17 protein-coding genes and 1 riboswitch are annotated in these 17002 nt (G+C 60.5%); of the genes, 12 read left to right on the top strand and 5 right to left on the bottom strand.

Annotation, left to right across the window (positions count from 1 at the left end; translation table 11 throughout):
- Positions 1 to 9: 9 nt before the first annotated feature.
- Positions 10 to 423 (top strand): 50S ribosomal protein L16, encoded by a 414-nt coding sequence (rplP, locus tag ACERHN_RS05855; RefSeq protein WP_299694969.1) that lies wholly within the window; start codon positions 10 to 12, stop codon positions 421 to 423.
- A gap of 367 nt (positions 424 to 790) precedes the next feature.
- Positions 791 to 970 (top strand): hypothetical protein, encoded by a 180-nt coding sequence (locus tag ACERHN_RS05850; RefSeq protein WP_415921713.1) that lies wholly within the window; start codon positions 791 to 793, stop codon positions 968 to 970.
- Positions 971 to 1200: 230 nt separating this feature from the next.
- Here ACERHN_RS05850 and ACERHN_RS05845 read toward each other — a convergent pair whose 3' ends face one another.
- Positions 1201 to 1590 carry a DUF4149 domain-containing protein gene (locus ACERHN_RS05845; protein ID WP_415921712.1) on the bottom strand — a complete coding sequence of 130 codons (390 nt, stop codon included), beginning with the start codon at positions 1588 to 1590 and terminating at the stop codon, positions 1201 to 1203.
- Between the two features lie 290 nt (positions 1591 to 1880).
- Positions 1881 to 2096: riboswitch (cobalamin riboswitch) on the top strand.
- A 118-nt stretch (positions 2097 to 2214) separates the two neighbouring features.
- Between ACERHN_RS05845 and ACERHN_RS05840 the strand changes: the two genes are divergently transcribed.
- The 4 genes from ACERHN_RS05840 to ACERHN_RS05825 are packed head-to-tail and all read left to right on the top strand — an operon-like array spanning position 2215 to position 5401.
- Positions 2215 to 2610, top strand: coding sequence for a DUF1636 family protein (locus ACERHN_RS05840; RefSeq protein WP_415921711.1), 396 nt, complete (start codon positions 2215 to 2217; stop codon positions 2608 to 2610).
- Positions 2607 to 3407 (top strand): ABC transporter ATP-binding protein, encoded by an 801-nt coding sequence (locus ACERHN_RS05835; RefSeq protein ID WP_415921710.1) that lies wholly within the window; start codon positions 2607 to 2609, stop codon positions 3405 to 3407. Before ACERHN_RS05840 ends, ACERHN_RS05835 begins: the two co-directional genes overlap by 4 nt.
- Positions 3404 to 4339: an ABC transporter substrate-binding protein gene (locus tag ACERHN_RS05830; RefSeq protein ID WP_415921709.1), complete on the top strand. Its 936-nt coding sequence runs from the start codon at positions 3404 to 3406 to the stop codon at positions 4337 to 4339. Before ACERHN_RS05835 ends, ACERHN_RS05830 begins: the two co-directional genes overlap by 4 nt.
- Before the next feature lie 3 nt (positions 4340 to 4342).
- Positions 4343 to 5401, top strand: a complete 1059-nt coding sequence (locus ACERHN_RS05825; RefSeq protein ID WP_415921708.1) for a FecCD family ABC transporter permease — start codon at positions 4343 to 4345, stop codon at positions 5399 to 5401.
- A gap of 54 nt (positions 5402 to 5455) precedes the next feature.
- Here ACERHN_RS05825 and ACERHN_RS05820 read toward each other — a convergent pair whose 3' ends face one another.
- Genes ACERHN_RS05820 through ACERHN_RS05805 form a run of 4 tightly spaced genes read right to left on the bottom strand, consistent with a single transcriptional unit; the run spans position 5456 to position 9769 of the window.
- Positions 5456 to 6427 (bottom strand): 2-hydroxyacid dehydrogenase, encoded by a 972-nt coding sequence (locus ACERHN_RS05820; RefSeq protein WP_415921707.1) that lies wholly within the window; start codon positions 6425 to 6427, stop codon positions 5456 to 5458.
- The gene (sucD, locus tag ACERHN_RS05815) at positions 6427 to 7314 is read right to left on the bottom strand and encodes a succinate--CoA ligase subunit alpha (RefSeq protein WP_415921706.1); all 888 of its coding nucleotides are present in this window, start codon (positions 7312 to 7314) and stop codon (positions 6427 to 6429) included. Before sucD ends, ACERHN_RS05820 begins: the two co-directional genes overlap by 1 nt.
- On the bottom strand, positions 7311 to 8510 hold the full coding sequence (locus ACERHN_RS05810; RefSeq protein WP_415921705.1) for a malate--CoA ligase subunit beta: 1200 nt from the start codon (positions 8508 to 8510) through the stop codon (positions 7311 to 7313). The genes sucD and ACERHN_RS05810 overlap by 4 nt, the downstream gene beginning before the upstream one ends.
- Positions 8511 to 8521: 11 nt before the next feature.
- A complete protein-coding gene (locus ACERHN_RS05805) occupies positions 8522 to 9769 on the bottom strand; it encodes an aminotransferase (RefSeq protein ID WP_415921704.1) in 1248 nt (415 codons plus the stop codon).
- A gap of 221 nt (positions 9770 to 9990) precedes the next feature.
- Here ACERHN_RS05805 and ACERHN_RS05800 point away from each other — a divergent pair, with 221 nt between their 5' ends.
- From ACERHN_RS05800 to ACERHN_RS05775, 6 genes are all read left to right on the top strand, one after another.
- Positions 9991 to 10641 (top strand): response regulator transcription factor, encoded by a 651-nt coding sequence (locus ACERHN_RS05800; protein WP_415921703.1) that lies wholly within the window; start codon positions 9991 to 9993, stop codon positions 10639 to 10641.
- Between the two features lie 76 nt (positions 10642 to 10717).
- The gene (locus ACERHN_RS05795; RefSeq protein WP_415921702.1) at positions 10718 to 11695 is read left to right on the top strand and encodes an HpcH/HpaI aldolase/citrate lyase family protein; all 978 of its coding nucleotides are present in this window, start codon (positions 10718 to 10720) and stop codon (positions 11693 to 11695) included.
- Positions 11696 to 12061: 366 nt separating this feature from the next.
- Positions 12062 to 13795, top strand: a complete 1734-nt coding sequence (locus ACERHN_RS05790; RefSeq protein WP_415921701.1) for an extracellular solute-binding protein — start codon at positions 12062 to 12064, stop codon at positions 13793 to 13795.
- A gap of 96 nt (positions 13796 to 13891) precedes the next feature.
- A complete protein-coding gene (locus tag ACERHN_RS05785) occupies positions 13892 to 14956 on the top strand; it encodes an ABC transporter ATP-binding protein (RefSeq protein WP_415921700.1) in 1065 nt (354 codons plus the stop codon).
- On the top strand, positions 14956 to 16029 hold the full coding sequence (locus tag ACERHN_RS05780) for an ABC transporter ATP-binding protein (RefSeq protein WP_415921699.1): 1074 nt from the start codon (positions 14956 to 14958) through the stop codon (positions 16027 to 16029). Before ACERHN_RS05785 ends, ACERHN_RS05780 begins: the two co-directional genes overlap by 1 nt.
- Positions 16026 to 16889: a carbohydrate ABC transporter permease gene (locus ACERHN_RS05775; RefSeq protein ID WP_415921698.1), complete on the top strand. Its 864-nt coding sequence runs from the start codon at positions 16026 to 16028 to the stop codon at positions 16887 to 16889. The genes ACERHN_RS05780 and ACERHN_RS05775 overlap by 4 nt, the downstream gene beginning before the upstream one ends.
- Positions 16890 to 17002: the final 113 nt, after the last annotated feature.

The raw sequence follows: 17002 nt of genomic DNA, 5'->3' as shown, positions 1-17002 counted from the left end.
ATTTGACAGATGCTTCAACCGAAAAGAACGAAGTTCCGCAAGCAGTTCAAAGGCTCGATCAAGGGCAAGGCAAAGGGCGGGTCTGACCTGAACTTTGGCACCTATGGTCTCAAGGCCCTTGAGCCCGAGCGGGTGACTGCGCGCCAGATCGAAGCGGCGCGTCGTGCGATGACCCGTCACATGAAACGTCAGGGCCGGGTTTGGATCCGGATTTTCCCCGACGTGCCGGTGACCGCCAAACCCATCGAAGTGCGTATGGGTAAAGGTAAGGGTTCGGTCGACCGTTGGGCGTGCAAGGTGAAACCTGGCCGCGTGATGTTCGAGATCGACGGCGTCAACGACGACATCGCCCGCGAGGCCCTGCGCCTGGCCGCGATGAAGTTGCCGATCAAATCACGCGTTGTCGTGCGCGAAGACTGGTAATGCGATTGCGCCCTTCGGGGCGCAATCCGTGCGCGGCAGCGTATTTGCTTAGCAAATGCGCGAGAGCGGCACCCGGTAAAACTTTTAAGAGCCCCCGGTACGAAAGTGCCGGGGGTTTTGGTTCGAGCCTGTTTGCCCACGTAACAAAAATAGATTGTTGTGGACGCCTGTGAACAACTGTGATTCCTTTGTCCATAGCCCCGTAAATGTAGTAGTATTGCCCACTACAGCGTCAACATGTTGAATTCGATTGCTCTTATACCCAGAGTTTTCCCCATAGTTGCATACAGTTTACAGACGTATCTGATCAGTGATATTGCGGGACGCAGGGACACCAAGAGAATTCCACTAAAGCGGGGAGTCTATCTTGGACGTCGAGAAGCTCATTTCAGAAGCGAAATTGAACCTGTTTGGCATGTCAGGTAGCGGGCTTGGTGCCGTTTTACTGGCGCTTGTAGCTCTCGCAGTTGTCTTGCGAACACGCCGCGGTGAAAGCATGCAAACGTTGCTCAAAGCCTTGCCTTGGTTAAGAAAACGCAGCGATTGACGAGGTCGGCAGTCGCGGAGGCAAGACCGCAGGCCGCAGCGCTACCCATTGCACGACAAACGATTTGGCTATGCCAAATCTGCCGAGCGGGGACAGGCCACCCCCAGGCCTGTCGACATGGCACCCACCAGCGCATCGCTCATATCGAAGATGTGCCTGGCCGCCATAAAGTGTCCCATTCAACTATTGGATCGACAGACCGTGGCCCGTCGATGGCGCGGTTTAGGGTTTTAGCTAAGGGCGACAACTGCCCATCCACAGACCCCGATCTGAACCACCTGCAACACCACCGATCCCATATGCAGCCGGTGAAAGCTGCGCTGATCGCCCCGGTCCGTCGCGGCATTGATCTGTCGCATCAACACTTGCCTTGCATAGAGGGTCGTCAGGCAGATCAGGCCAAGGAGCGTCGCGACAAGACCTGATTGCGTCACCGCCACCGCGGCACTCACACCGGACAGCACGATGACGACGAGGTAGTAATACGGAAACGTTCCGCGCAGGAGCGGGCGCACCTGCTCCATGGGCAATTGCTTGAAGAGCACTGGCGCAAAGCCAAAGCTGAAAAAGACCATGCCACCCAAGAGTGTGGCCGTCAGGAGTAAGGTGATGCTGGCCATGTCGCGCCCCTTTTTGTTTTGACCGAACCTAGCGCCGCCGTCCGGTATGCCCAGACGCGGGGGCGCTTTGCCGCAAGGGGCGTGGATGCGGCTTGCCTGCATAGGCCACGCGCGGTTTGTCCGCACGACACGTGCGTCCACTCACCGAGCCAATCACGCGCAATGATCACGGCGCTGGCTCAGGTCCCATCAATCGAGGCCTATGCGTGCTGCGGCACCACCGCGTTCCCGCGGAGTCGTCTGTCGCGTATGACGTGTCGTTCGCATCATTGACCCCCCCTGCAAATTGCTGTTTGGTCCGCAGCGATGGTTCTCAATTGCCTGTGGCATTCGAGATGAAAAGGGAACACGGTGCGGCGCCGGTCCAAGGTGCCAAGTCCGTGACTGCCCCCGCAACTGTAAGCGGTGAGCCACCCCGACAAGGACCACTGGACCGCGTGTCCGGGAAGGTTCGGGGGCGCATTGACCCGCAAGTCAGGAGACCTGCCGTCACCGGTGCGTTTTGCGTACCGGCATTTCAACTCGATGCAGGCGGGGTGCCTGGTCAGGAGCATATGATGACCGAGCGGTACAACCGCCCACACCATGGTTCTGCCTTTGCCCGCTTGAGCGGCGGAGGGCCCTATGGACCATCGAATCACGATTTGCACATCCTGTCAGCACAAAGGCACAGCCTGTCGCCCCGGTTATGAACTGATCGACAAACTGCGGCGCGCGATTGCCGAAGCCGGCGATGCCGTGCCGGAGGATTTTGCCATATCGGGGGTTGCCTGCATGGCGGGCTGCGACCGGCCGTGCACCGTGGCCTATCACGGGACCAAGAAGGCGACGTATCTATTTGGGGATATCGACCCGGAGACGGATGTCGATGACCTTGTCACGTTCGCTGGGCAATATGCTGAATTGGAGGACGGGTGGTGCTCATCCACGGATCGCCCGGGCAAGCTGCGCGAGACGACGTTGGCGCGCGTCCCTGCGGCCATCATGCTGATCGAAGACAGCGCGGTGCGTGTGTCGTGAGCGGCGCCCACCTGTCCGTGCGCGATCTGTCCTGGGCGCCCGCGCGTGGTCGAACCACGCTGTTGCACGAAACCAGTTTCGAGCTGGCGTCTGGCCGTGTGCTTGGCATTGTCGGCCCGAACGGCGCAGGCAAGACGACGCTTCTGCGCTTGCTGTACCGATTTCACCGGCCAACTACGGGCACCGTGTGTGTGGATGGCGATGACATCTGGCATCTGTCCGCGGGGCAGGTCGCTCAACGCACCGCAGCCGTGCTTCAGGAACAACCCAGTGATTTCGCCCTGACCGTCGGTGAAATCGTGGCCTTGGGGCGCACACCGCATCGGCGCGGCTTTGGTGGTGTGGGCGGCGCACGGGACACTGACATTATTGCCGAGGCTTTGGCGCGCCTTGATCTTGCCGGGATGGCCCATCGCCACCTCGGCACCCTGTCAGGAGGGGAGCGGCAACGGGTCATGGTGGCGCGCGCGCTTGCCCAGGAGCCGCGCCTGCTGATCCTTGATGAGCCGACCAATCACCTTGATATCCGGCACCAGCTTGAAGTGCTTGAACTGATCCGCGACCTGCCGCTGACCATCGTCACATCACTGCATGATCTGAACCTCGCGGCGGATGTGTGCGATGACCTGCTGTTGCTGCGCGGTGGCCATACGATTGGTTTCGGATCGCCCGCCCACGTGTTGTCCGAGGCCGCGGTGTCCGACGCATTCCAGGTGATCGCCCGAAAAGAACAGCTGTCTCACAGCAACACCGATCACCTCACTTTCCATCTGCAAAACAAAGGAACCTTTCAATGAAACACGCCCTCATGGCCGCAGCGCTGTTGCTGTCATCAACCGCCGTCGTCACGGCGGACGTCACGGTCCAAAGCTGCAATCGCAGCGTCACGTTTGATGCCCCGCCCGAGCGGGCGGTTTCGAACGACGTGAACCTGACCGAGATGATGCTGGTGCTTGGCCTTGCGGACCGCATGGTCGGCTATACGGGCATTTCGGGTTGGAAGACCCTCGATGAGGAGATGCGTGCAGGTGTCGAGGCGCTGCCGGAATTGTCCGCGAAATACCCAAGCAAGGAAGTGCTGGTTGGCGCGGATGCGGATTTCTTCTTTGCCGGGTGGAATTACGGGATGAAGGTGGGGGGCGACGTCACGCCCGACACCTTGGCGCCCTTTGGCGTGCAGGTGTATGAGCTGACGGAATCGTGCACCCACATCATGGACAAGGGCAAGGCCAGCATGGACGACATGTATGCCGACCTGATGAACCTTGGCAAAATCTTCGATGTCGAGGACAAGGCCGCGTCGTTGGTCGAAGGGTACAAGGCGGAGCTTGCGGCAATCGTGGACGGTGTCGAGACCGGCGAACCGGTTCGTGCATTTGTCTATGACAGTGGCGAGGACAAGCCGTTTACCGCAGGCCTTTACGCGATGCCCACAGCGTTGATCGAAGCCGCAGGCGGGACCAACGTGATGAACGGGTTCGAGAAAAGCTGGGGCACCGTCACATGGGAAGAGGTGGTTGAGCAGAACCCCGAAGTGATCATTATCGTCAACTACGGCAAGGTGACCGCAGAACAAAAGCGCGCGTTCATGATGTCGAACCCCGCCTTTGCAGAGATCGATGCGGTCAAGAATGATCGCTTTGTCACGCTGGAATATGTCGAGGCGACGCCGGGGCCGCGCAACATCAAGGCGGTCAAGACGCTTGCTGACGCGTTCCGCGGCGAGTAGGCCATGCAGGAGCAAGCAGCGCAGTCTTTCCGCCGGGCCCGAGTGGGTCCGCGCGTGATCCTTGCCATTGGCGGGGCCGTTGCGCTGCTGTTCTCGTTGTCCATTGCGGTGTCCGTCGGGGCGGTTTCGATCCCGGCGGGCACGGTCTGGGGTGTGCTGGCCAACAAGCTGTCGCCGGATCTGATCACACCCGGCTGGAGCGCGGGGCGCGAGGCGATTGTCTGGGACATCCGCTTCCCCCGCGCGCTGCTGGCTATCCTGGTGGGGGCGGGACTGGCGGTGGTCGGGGCGGCGTTGCAGGCGGTGACGCGCAACCCTCTCGCGGATCCGCACCTGCTGGGTATTTCATCGGGCGGCGCGTTCGGGGCTATCTTTGCGCTGTTGCATTCGGGCCTGTTCCTTGGAATCATGACGGTGCCGGTCATGGCCTTTGGCGGCTCGCTTCTGGCGACATTGATCGTTCTGGGCGTCTCGCGCTTTGCCGATGCAGCCAGCGCCGACCGGTTGGTTCTGGCCGGGGTCGCGGTGTCGTTCATCATCATGGCCGGTGCCAATGCGCTGATCTTTCTGGGCGAGCCGCACGCCTCACACACCGTGGTCTACTGGATGCTGGGCGGACTTGGGCTCGCGCAGTGGGACCACCTTGTTTACCCGCTTGTCGTTCTGGTGGTCTGTGCGCTCTGGCTGATGAGCCGGACGGCACAATTGAACGCGATGACGGTTGGCGATGAAACGGCGGCAACGCTTGGCATTCCGGTCGCGCGGTTTCGTCTGTCGGTGTTTGTGGTCGGAGCGCTGATCACCGGGGTCATGGTCGCCTTTTCGGGGATCATCGGTTTTGTCGGACTGATGGTGCCGCATGTGGCGCGGATGCTTGTGGGGGGCGACTACCGCCGAGTCCTGCCGTTTTCGGCAATGATCGGCGCGATCTTCCTGCTGTGGGCGGATGTCGCCGCGCGCACCGTGATGGCGCCCGAAGACATGCCGATCGGGATCGTCACCGGATTGATTGGCGGCGTGTTCTTTGTCTGGCTTCTGGGCCGTCGCAAATCGGCGTTGTGACCGCGCGCCCCGCAGGTCATCTGCGAGGCGCTGGCTTCTTTCGCCCAACGATGCTTATGCGACGCGGTCGCGCGGTGCCTTGCCGTCGAAAAAGTCGTTGAGGTTGTCGAGCACGCGGAACCCCATCGCCTGACGCGCCTCGCGGGTGGCGCTGCCCAGATGGGGGAGCATCACGAGGTTGTCGCATTGCGCCAGCATGGGGTTCACCGCCGGTTCCCGCTCGAACACATCAAGCGCTGCCCCGCCAATGGTGTCGAACATCAACGCCTGGGCAAGTGCCGCTTCGTCCACCACCTCGCCGCGGGCCGTATTGATCAGGAACGCGTCGTCGTTCATCAGATCGAGACGGGCCGCGTTGATCATCTTGGCGTTGGCCGCCCCGCCGGGGCAGTGGAGGGACACGAAGTCCGCTTGCGGCAACAGGTCTTCGATCGTGTCGACCTGCACCGCATTGAACTGTGCCAGTGTTCCCGAGGGAACGGGTGAGCGGTTGAATACGATGATCCGCATGCCGAACCCGAAATGCGCGCGCCGCGCCATTTCCTGCCCGATCCGGCCAAAGCCGACGATGCCCAGCGTTTTGCCCGAGACCTTGGTGCCGACAAGATGCGTGGGCCGCCAGCCGGACCAGTTGCCTGCGCGCAGCTCACGCTCACCATCTCCGGCGCGACGCGCCACCATCAGCATCAGCGTCATGGCAAGGTCGGCGGTGCATTCCGACAAAACGTCCGGTGTATTGGTGATCGCGATCCCGTGCGTCTTGGCACGTTCGACGTCGATATGCGTGTAACCGACGCCATAGTTCGCCAGGATTTTCGTCTGGGGTTTCGCCACGTCCAATGCCTCTGGTCCGATCTTGTCCGTGACCGTCGGCAGAACGGCGTCATACCGCTTGATGGCGTCGCGAAACTCGTCCGGTGTCAGCGGCCGGTCGGACCGGTTCAGCATGACGTCATAATTCTGCGCCAGCTGCTGTTCGACCGCTTCGGGCCAGCGGCGTGTAATCAGGACACTTGGGCGTACCATTATGCAGCCTCCATCACTTTGGCGATCGTCTCGCCGATGATTGCGGGGTTTTCGGCGACGGTCACACCGGCGGCGGAGAGGATTTCCACCTTTTCCGATGCGCTTTCGCCAAAGGCAGAGATGATGGCACCTGCATGGCCCATTGTCCGCCCCTTGGGCGCGGTCAGACCAGCGACATAGGCCACCACGGGTTTGGTCACGTGGTCGCGGATGTATTCCGCGGCTTCGGCCTCCTGCGGGCCACCGATCTCGCCGATCAGAGCGATGACATGCGTGTCGTCGTCCTGTTCGAACCGTTCAAGGATATCGCGGAACGAAGACCCGTTGATCGGATCGCCCCCGATACCCACGGATGTCGACACGCCAATACCACGCTCCTTGAGCTGGCTCGCCGCCTCGTAACCCAACGTACCGGAGCGACCGACAATGCCGACATGTCCTTTGAGGTAGATATGCCCCGGCATGATCCCCAGCAGCGCCTTGCCCGGGCTGATGGTTCCGGCACAGTTTGGGCCGGTCAGCACCATCCGCCGCTCCTTGGGGTAGCGGTACATATAGCGCTTGACGCGGATCATGTCCTGCGCGGGGATGCCGTCGGTGATGCAGACGCAGTACTTGATGCCCGCATCAGCCGCCTCCATGATGCTGTCGGCTGCAAAGGGCGGCGGAACAAACACCAATGATGCCTCGGCTCCTGTGGTGGCAACGGCCTCTTCGACCGTGTCGAACACGGGCAGGCCTTCGACCGTTTCGCCGCCCTTGCCGGGCACCACACCGCCCACGACATTCGTGCCGTAGTCGATCATGTCCTTGGTGTGAAAGCGGGCCATCTTGCCCGTGATCCCCTGCACGATGACGGGGGTTTCCTTTTCCAGCAGAATGCTCATGACACGGCCCTCATTCTAACGCCCTGAGAGAGGTCGTTCCTCCATGCTCCCACGGCTCTTTCAGCAGCTTCGTTCAGTGTTTTGGCGCGGATGATCGGCAAACCGGACTTGGCGAGGATTTTCTGGCCTTCCTCCACGTTGGTGCCGGCAAGGCGCACCACGACAGGGACATCAACGTCCACCTCGCGCAGCGCCTGCACCACGCCTTCGGCAACCCAGTCGCAGCGGTTGATCCCGGCAAAGATGTTCACAAGAATGGCCTGCACGTTCCTGTCTGACAGGACCAACCGGAACGCTTTGGCCACACGCTCGGGCGTGGCGCCGCCGCCAATGTCGAGAAAGTTCGCAGGCTCGCCACCGGCCAGCTTGATCGTGTCCATGGTGGCCATGGCCAGACCGGCGCCGTTGACGATGCAGCCAATGTTGCCGTCCAGACCGACATAGCTCAGCCCGCGGTCCGCCGCGCGGCTCTCGCGCGGGTCTTCCTGACTTTTGTCGCGCAGTTCGGCAATCTGCGGATGGCGGAACAGAGCGTTGCCATCGAAGGTCATCTTGGCATCAAGTGCGATGATGCGGTTGTCTTCGGTGATGACAAGCGGGTTGATCTCGACCATGGTCGCGTCAAGCTCGGTAAAGGCCCGGTACGCGCCTTGCAGCGTGCGCACCATCGGCTGGACCAACGCCGCATCAATGCCCAGCTTGAAGGCAATCTGACGGCACTGGAATTCGCGCAACCCCACGGCGGGCTCGACTACGGCGCGCACGATGCTGTCGGGCCTTTCAGCGGAGATGTCTTCGATTTCCATGCCGCCTTCGGCAGAGGCCACGATCATCACGCGCTGTGTCGTCCGGTCGAGGACAAACCCGAGATAGATTTCCCGCGCAATTGGCACGGCGGCCTCGACATAGACGCGGTAGACGCCTTTGCCCTCGGGGCCGGTCTGGTGTGTCACCAGCTTCATGCCAAAGAGGTCTTCGCACACATCATTGATCTCGATGTCGCTGGTGCAGACCTTGACGCCGCCGGCCTTTCCACGCCCTCCAGCGTGCACCTGCGCCTTGACGACCCATCGATCTCCGCCGAGTTCGCGGGCGCGATATGCGGCCTGTTCCGGGCTGTATGCCAACGCGCCGTCCGGGACGGCGACGCCAAATCCGGACAGGATTTCCTTGGCTTGGTACTCATGGATGTCCATGGTTGATCTCCCTACTCTGCAGCGATTGCAGTGTCGTAATGCGTGTGCAGAACGGCATCGATTTCAGCCTGATCCACGATGGCACCCATGTCGCGCATGGCGTCGGCAAACCGGTTCACGATGTCGGTGATCGCCGTCTGGGTCAGCAGGTTCAGGATGCCGATGCGGATCTGCACCGGCTCTGACAGGGTGGGCCAGATGCCAAAGTTCCGGGCGCGGCAATTCTGCACCAGTTCCATTTCGCGCCCCGCAAGATCGCCGGGCAGGTTCAACACCACGAGCGATGGCATGTTGGAGGTCACGTCGCAGCCCATAGCAGTGACAGCGGCGCGCAACGCGGCCTCATGATAAATATAGTCCGAGGCGCGCTGTGCGATGGTCTGCTGCAAGCAGATGCGCAACGCCTCGTGAAAGGCCGATACCGCATAGGCGGAGTGGGTCCTGTGGTACGTGCCCTTGTCCACGTCTGCGCCATCAATGATGCCCCAGTGCCGGGCCTCCAGAATGGGGTGGTGGCAGAAGGTGCGGGTGCCAGTGGCCCGCAGGGTTTCGATATAGGTATCAGTGAACGATACGGGGGCGTAGGTGAGCGGCAGGCAGCAGATGCCCTTCTGCGGGCAAGAGGCCCAGCCGTGCACGCCGGGATAGTCGTCGATCCGGAAATCGCCCACTCCGAGGCTCGACACGGCATCAACCAGACCCATCGCACCATGCCGCACGCAGGCATCGCTGAACCCTTTGATGTCATTCACACGGCCAGAGCCTGTTTCCCAATGCGCCATCGCGGCCCACTTGGGTTTGTGTTCGGCCAACGCGGCGTCGACGATATCGCCGGTCACGCTCTGTCCATGCGGGACGTCGATGATCACGACGTTTTCGGTCTGCGGGTCCAGCGCGTTGGCTGCCAGCTCTTCGGCGGTGGCGGCCTTCATCCGCACGGTTAGGCCGTCAATGCCCGAGAACGTGCCGTTGACGAACATGACCACCTTGTCTCCGGGCATCACGGCAGAGAACATCATGTCCAAACCGCTCCAACCCGTCCCGGCGACTCCGAATGTGTGTACGTTGTCGGTGCCCATCACGTCACGGAGCATCAGTTTGCATTCGACCATGCCGCGCAACACATCCGCATGCATGTGGTCAGCAAGGCCCGCGCCGGCATAGCGGGCGAGGACCCGCGCATCAGTGTTGCCAGGGCCGGGGCCAGCCGCGATGGTGTCGGGAATATCCAACTGCGGGAAAGCGATAACGTCGTACATGGGTCCTCCAAGTGTCAGCAGGAAATTTAATTTCCTTTTTGTCCTTGGATTTGAAACCTAGTTGCGTCGGGATAAAAGAAAACACACATAAGTCCTACTTATGGTAATCTAAATGGGTGGGAAAAAGCCTACCCAAACGTATGAATATGCGGTGGTATACAGAAATCACGCCCACCCATTCGGGTAGTTAATTGGAATTTACCTTTATGAATCAATCGGTAATGAAAAATACGGCCCCCATCGACATCATCCTCGCGGACAGCAATCCTTTGGTTTTGTCTGCCTTGTCAGAGTTGATTGACCGCGATCCGCGATTGTCCCTGGTGGCAACAGCGGCGACAGCCGAAGGGTTTTTGGGCACGTTCATGCGCGTCCCGGTGCAGGTTGCAGTCATCGACTGGAACATCCCCGTGCTCGGCGGTGCAAAGCTGATCGAAATTCTGCGCGATCAGGAACAGGCCCCGCGCATCGTCGTCTATGCCGAGGACACCGGAGATCTGCCGCGGCTGGCGATGACCGCCGGGGCGGCGGCCTTTGCGGCCCGGTCGAGCGACGCGGAAACACTGCTTGAAACCTGCATCGATGTTGCTGCGGGCAAGATGGTTTTTCCCTTCATCGACGTCCGCAATCTGCAAAGCGATCCGATCCAGATGCTGTCCCGCAAGGAGCGCGCGATGCTTGCGGCCTTGTCCAAGGGGCTGACCAATCGGGAGCTGTCCAGGGAACTGGAAATCACCGTGAACACGGTCAAGTTTCACCTGTCCAATCTGTATGAGAAACTGGGGGTGAAAAACCGCGCGCAGGCAATCGCGTTCTTCTATTCGTCCCGGTTGGCAATCGAGTCCGAGGACCGTTCCGGTATACCCAGATAGACTGAAATCAGGCTTGACATAATCTTTCGTCGCTGACTTTTGTCGCGCAATATTATGACCCAAGAAAGGTTTCGCCATGTCGTTTCACTCTGTCACCCAAGCCCCCGGCCGCCTCAACCGGAGTGAGCTGGCCGTTCCGGGCAGTCAGCCGCAAATGTTTGAAAAGGCGGCGAATTCCGACGTTGATGTTATCTTTCTCGACCTTGAGGACGCGGTTGCGCCGGATGAAAAAGTGCAGGCGCGCAAGAACATCATCGAGGGGCTGAATTCAATCGACTGGGGCAACAAATCCATGTCGGTGCGGATCAACGGGCTCGACACGCACTACATGTATCGCGATGTGGTCGACGTGGTGGAGCAGGCGGGCGAGCGGCTTGACCTCATCATGATCCCCAAGGTCGGGACCGCCGCGGATGTCTATGCGGTGGATATGATGGTGACCCAGATCGAAGACGCGATGGGATACAAGAAACGCATCGGGTTCGAACACATCATCGAGACGGCGTTGGGTATGCAGAACGTCCACGAAATCGCCGCCGCATCCGAACGGAACGAGAGCCTGCATTTCGGTGTCGCGGATTACGCGGCATCCATGCGTGCGCGGACCACTGTGATTGGCGGGGTGAACGAGAACTATGCCGTGCTAACCGATCCTGCCGAGGATGGGTCGCGGCAGGTTCATTGGGGCGACATGTGGCATTCGGCGATTGCGAACATGGTGGTCGCAGCGCGCGCCAATGGCCTTCGACCGATTGACGGGCCGTTCGGCGATTTTTCGGATCCGGACGGTTACCGTGCGGCGGCGTATCGTGCGGCGGTTCTTGGCTGTGAGGGCAAATGGGCGATCCACCCGAGCCAGATTGCTCTGGCGAATGAGGTGATGAGCCCGTCGGACGCCGAGATCGATAAGGCGCAGCGCATTCTCGCGGCGATGGCCGAAGCCGAGGCAGCGGGCAAAGGGGCAGTCAGCCTTGATGGGCGTCTGATCGACTATGCATCCATTCGTCAGGCCGAAGTTCTGGTGGAAAAGGCCAAGCAGATTTCAGCGGGTTGAGCGGTCACGCGCCGCCGTTGATCCGGTGTGGTTGTTGGCGGGGGCAGGGATGCCTCCGCCATTTTTTGTCCGCACATGTGCAGCGATGCGAGCCTGGTTTTGGTGCAGTTGACGGCGACCGTATGAGATGATGTTCGACCGACAGCGGGGGTGTCTTTGTCGATCCTAACAATGCAGCTCAGGCGAGACGTCGGACGAAATTGTTTTTAAATCAAAATTTTGAGAGGTTTTTGCAAACTATACCGCATGGTGCATCCAGCACCGAAAATATCTACTAAGATTTTAGTTTGACAGCTCCGATCCCAAACGCTTAGCCTGATCACAGCTGGCCCGTTCCAGCTTGCAAAAAAATTGGGAGGAGAAGAGATGCGCAAGTATCTTATCTCCGCGACGGCCGTTTGTGCCATCGTCGCGGGGACAGGGACTGCTTTTGCCGACGAGGCCGCAGCCCAAAAATGGATTGATCAGGAATTTCAACCATCCACATTGTCCAAGGATGAACAGCTGTCTGAAATGCAGTGGTTCATCAACGCTGCCGAGCCGTTTTCGGGCATGGAAATCAATGTCCTGAGCGAAGGCATCCCGACGCACGGTTACGAATCCGAAGTGCTGACGAAGGCGTTTGAGGAAATCACCGGCATCAAGGTGAACCACCAGATCCTCGGCGAAGGTGAAGTGGTGCAGGCTGTGCAAACGCAGATGCAGACGCAGCGGAACCTTTATGACGGCTATGTCAACGATTCCGACCTGATCGGTACGCACTCGCGGCTGCAACTGGCCTATAACCTGACCGAACAGATGGCCGGAGACTGGGCCGCGACGACGTCGCCGACGCTGGACCTCGAGGACTTCATGGGTATCCAGTTCACGACGGGCCCGGATGGCAACCTCTACCAGCTGCCCGACCAGCAGTTCGCGAACCTCTACTGGTTCCGCAAGGACTGGTTCGACCGCGAAGACCTGCAAGAGGCGTTCAAGGCCAAGTACGGCTATGACCTTGGCGTTCCGGTGAACTGGTCCGCTTACGAGGACATCGCCGAATTCTTTAGCGAGGACGTCAAGGAAATCGACGGCACCACGATCTATGGCCACATGGATTACGGCAAACGCGCGCCTGACCTGGGCTGGCGGATGACCGATGCGTGGTTGTCCATGGCAGGTGCGGGTTCGGTCGGCGAACCCAACGGTGTGCCCATCGACGAATGGGGCATCCGGATGGAAGCCGGGTCGTGCAATCCCAACGGCGCAAGCGTCACACGTGGCGGTGCCGCCAACGGTCCAGCGGCGGTTTATGCGATCCGCAAGTGGGACGAATGGTTGCGCAACTATGCCCCTCCTGGCGCCGCGTCGTTCGACTTCTACCAATCGCTGCCTGCGCTGTCTCAGGGCAACGTCGCCCAGCAGATCTTCTGGTACACGGCGTTCACCGCGGACATGGTCAAACCCCAGTCCGAGGGCAACAACACCGTGGACGAGGATGGCAACCCGCTGTGGCGGATGGCACCCAGCCCGCATGGCCCTTACTGGGAAACCGGCCAGAAGGTTGGCTATCAGGATGTGGGATCGTGGACGTTCTTGAAATCCACGCCGTCGGATCGCGCTCAGGCCGCATGGCTTTATGCGCAGTTCGTGACGTCCAAGACGGTCGACGTGAAGAAGTCCCATGTGGGTCTGACCTTCATCCGCGACAGCTCGGTCAACCACGAAAGCTTCACCGAACGCGCGCCCAAACTGGGGGGTCTGGTCGAGTTCTACCGCTCGCCTGATCGCGTGGCCTGGTCGCCCACCGGCATCAACGTGCCGGATTACCCGAAGCTGGCCCAAATCTGGTGGCAGCAGATCGGTGACGTGAACTCCGGTGCCTTTACCCCGCAGCAGGCGATGGACCGTCTGGCCGAAGAGATGGACATCACCATGGCCCGGATGCAGCAGGCAGACGAGGCGGCTGGTGTCTATGGTGGCTGTGGCCCACGCTTGAACGAAGAGCGTGACGCCGAGTGGTGGTTTGCCAATGGCGGCGCCAAGCCCAAGCTGGACAACGAAAAGCCGCAGGGTGAGACCGTCAATTACGACGACCTTGTGGCCCGCTGGAACCAGTAAACGCAAACGCGCCCGGCTGTGGTTCGCCATGGCCGGGCGCGTCCGGCCGGGTCACCCCAACTGTGACCCGGTCGCCTATGATCGGGGTAAGGGCAAATGGGTATCGAGCTGATTGACGCGACAAAGGTTGTCCGCGGCATCACACATATCAAACCGACATCGCTGACGCTGGGAACAGGGCACTTTAACGTGCTTTTGGGGCAGACGGGCGCGGGAAAGACATCGCTCATCAAGCTGATGGCAGGTCTGGACCCCATGGCGTCGGGACGGATCATCATGGATGGCGAGGACGTGTCCCGCCTGTCCACGCAAAAGCGCAACATCAGCCTGGTGCACCAGTTTTTCGTGAACTACCCGCACATGACGGTCTTCGACAACATCGCGTCGCCGTTGCGGGTGGCAGGCATGGCGAAATCCGAAATCGAGGGCCGCGTGCAGGAGGCAGCAGATATCCTGCAACTGGGCCCGATGCTGACACGCCGACCGCAAGAGTTGTCCGGCGGGCAACAGCAGCGCTGTGCCCTCGCGCGCGCGATTGCCAAGGAAAGCCGCGCGGTGTTTCTCGACGAACCGCTGGCCAATCTTGACTACAAGCTGCGCGAGGAGTTGCGCGAACAGCTGCCTGAGCTTTTTGCCGGACGCGGTGCCGTGGTCATCTATGCCACGTCCGAACCCGAAGAGGCGCTGCTTCTTGGGGGGCACACGGCATTGATGGATGACGGGGAGGTCACGCAATTCGGTCCAACCGCGCAAATCTACCGCAAACCCGCGACATTGACGGCGGCACGCGTGTTTTCTGACCCGCCCATCAACGCGGCGCACATCACCAAGACCGGGACCGAAGTTACGCTGGCCACCGGTGTCAGCTGGCAGGTGACGGGTGCTGCGGCAGGTCTGGCGGACGGACCCTATACTGTTGCCATCCGCCCGCATCACGTCACCCCGGTGCAAGGCGATGCGCAAAGTGTTGCGCTCAATGGTGTGGTGCAAGTGACGGAACTGTCCGGGTCGGAATCAAGCGCGCATTTTCAGATGGGCGACGATGGTTGGGTCTCACTGGCCCATGGCGTGCACCCGTACCGCGTTGGCGAAGAACAGGCCTTTTACATGGACCCCAGCAAAGCGTTCTACTTTGCCCCTGACGGGAGCCTCGTGTCCTGATGGCCAAGATCACCTTATCCAACCTGCGCCATTCGTATCTGCCCAAGCCTGCCGGGCCGCAGGACTTTGCGCTCAAGTCGATTGATCTCGATTGGGAGGATGGAGGCGCCTATGCGCTTCTGGGTCCGTCGGGGTGCGGGAAATCCACATTGCTCAACATCATCTCGGGCCTGTTGGTGCCATCCGAGGGACGGATCCTGTTTGACGGGCGGGACGTGACCGACCTGCCGCCCGATCAGCGCAACATCGCGCAGGTGTTCCAGTTCCCGGTGATCTACGACACCATGACCGTGCGCGATAATCTTGCTTTTCCACTCCGCAATCGTGGTGTGGACGAGGGCCGCATTGCCGCCCGCGTGGCCGAGATTGCCGAAATGCTGGACGTGGCAGAGATGCTGGACGTGCGCGCGGCGCACCTGTCCCCTGACAACAAGCAGAAGATCTCCATGGGCCGCGGCCTCGTGCGTGACGACGTGAACGTCGTGATGTTTGACGAACCGCTGACCGTGATCGACCCGCACCTGAAATGGAAGTTGCGGTCCAAGCTGAAGGAGCTGCATCAGCGGGTGAGGGCCACGATGATCTATGTCACGCACGACCAGACCGAGGCGCTGACCTTTGCCGATCAGGTGGTGGTCATGCAGGACGGCGAAGTGGTGCAGATCGGCACGCCCGTTGAGCTTTTCGAGCGGCCGCAGCACACGTTTGTTGGCCATTTTATCGGCTCGCCCGGCATGAACATCCTACCTGCGGTCGAAGACGGCGACCGCATCCGTTTCGAGGGGCAGGTGGTCCCGGTCGAAGGCCCGGTTACAGGCACCGGCGGGCTGACGCAGTTGGGCGTTCGGCCTGAATTCGTGACGCTGGCACCCGAAGGGTTGCCCGCGCGCGTGCGCAAGGTGTCGGATGTGGGGCGGCACGCGGTCGTGGAGACTGTGGTGGGGGATACCCCGGTGCGAGCGGTCGTGGATCAGGCCGAGGTGGAGCAGGGCGCCGAGGTGCATCTGGCCTTCCGGCAGGATCAGACGCGCCTTTACCGTGACGGATGGCTCTCGACGGAGGCGGACACATGAAAACCGAAAACCAAAAGGCGTGGTTCTTTGTCCTGCCGGTGCTGTTGCTGGTGGCGTTCAATGCGCTGGTGCCGATTATGACGGTGGTCAATTACTCAGTTCAGGAGACGTTCGGAAACAACGTGTTCTTCTGGCAAGGGCTGGACTGGTTTGAACAGATCCTGCGGTCGGACCGGTTCCATGCCGCCTTGGGGCGGCAGTTCCTGTTTACCTTCCTGATCCTGATCATCGAGGTGCCATTGGGCATAATCATCGCGCTGTCGATGCCGAAGAAGGGGTTTTGGGTGCCTGTTTGCCTTGTGCTGATGGCGCTGCCGATGCTGATCCCGTGGAACGTGGTGGGGGCGATGTGGAACATCTTTACCCTGCCCAAGATCGGGCTGCTCGGGTATCTAATGAATGATGTACTCGGCGTGAACTATGACATGACGCAGGATCCGTTGGCGGCGTGGATCACGATCATCGTTATGGACGTGTGGCACTGGACCTCGCTGGTGGTGCTCTTGGCCTATGCCGGCCTCGTGTCGATCCCGGATGCCTATTATCAGGCGGCCAAGATCGACGGGGCCAGCCCGTGGAAGGTGTTCCGCTATATCCAGCTGCCAAAGATGAAGACGGTGTTGACCATCGCGATCCTCCTGCGCTTCATGGACAGCTTCAACATCTATACGGAGCCGTTTGTGCTGACCGGCGGCGGGCCGGGGAATTCCACAACGCTGTTGTCGATTGATCTGGTGAAGATCGCGCTTGGGCAGTTTGACCTTGGCCCGGCAGCGGCGATGAGCCTGATCTATTTCGCGATCACGCTGCTGGTGTCTTGGCTCTTCTATACGCTGATGACGAAGGATGATGCGAAATGAATTATACGCTTCGTTCAAATCTCTTGCACGGCGGGCACCGCCGGGCATGCCCGCACCGCCCACCTGGGGCGGACATACTGCCCACCCCGCGGCGCGTGCATGCCCTGATCTCA

The organism is Tateyamaria rhodophyticola (genome assembly GCF_047777875.1).
Taxonomy (GTDB): domain Bacteria; phylum Pseudomonadota; class Alphaproteobacteria; order Rhodobacterales; family Rhodobacteraceae; genus Tateyamaria.
This window is presented reverse-complemented; position numbering and strand designations above follow the sequence as displayed.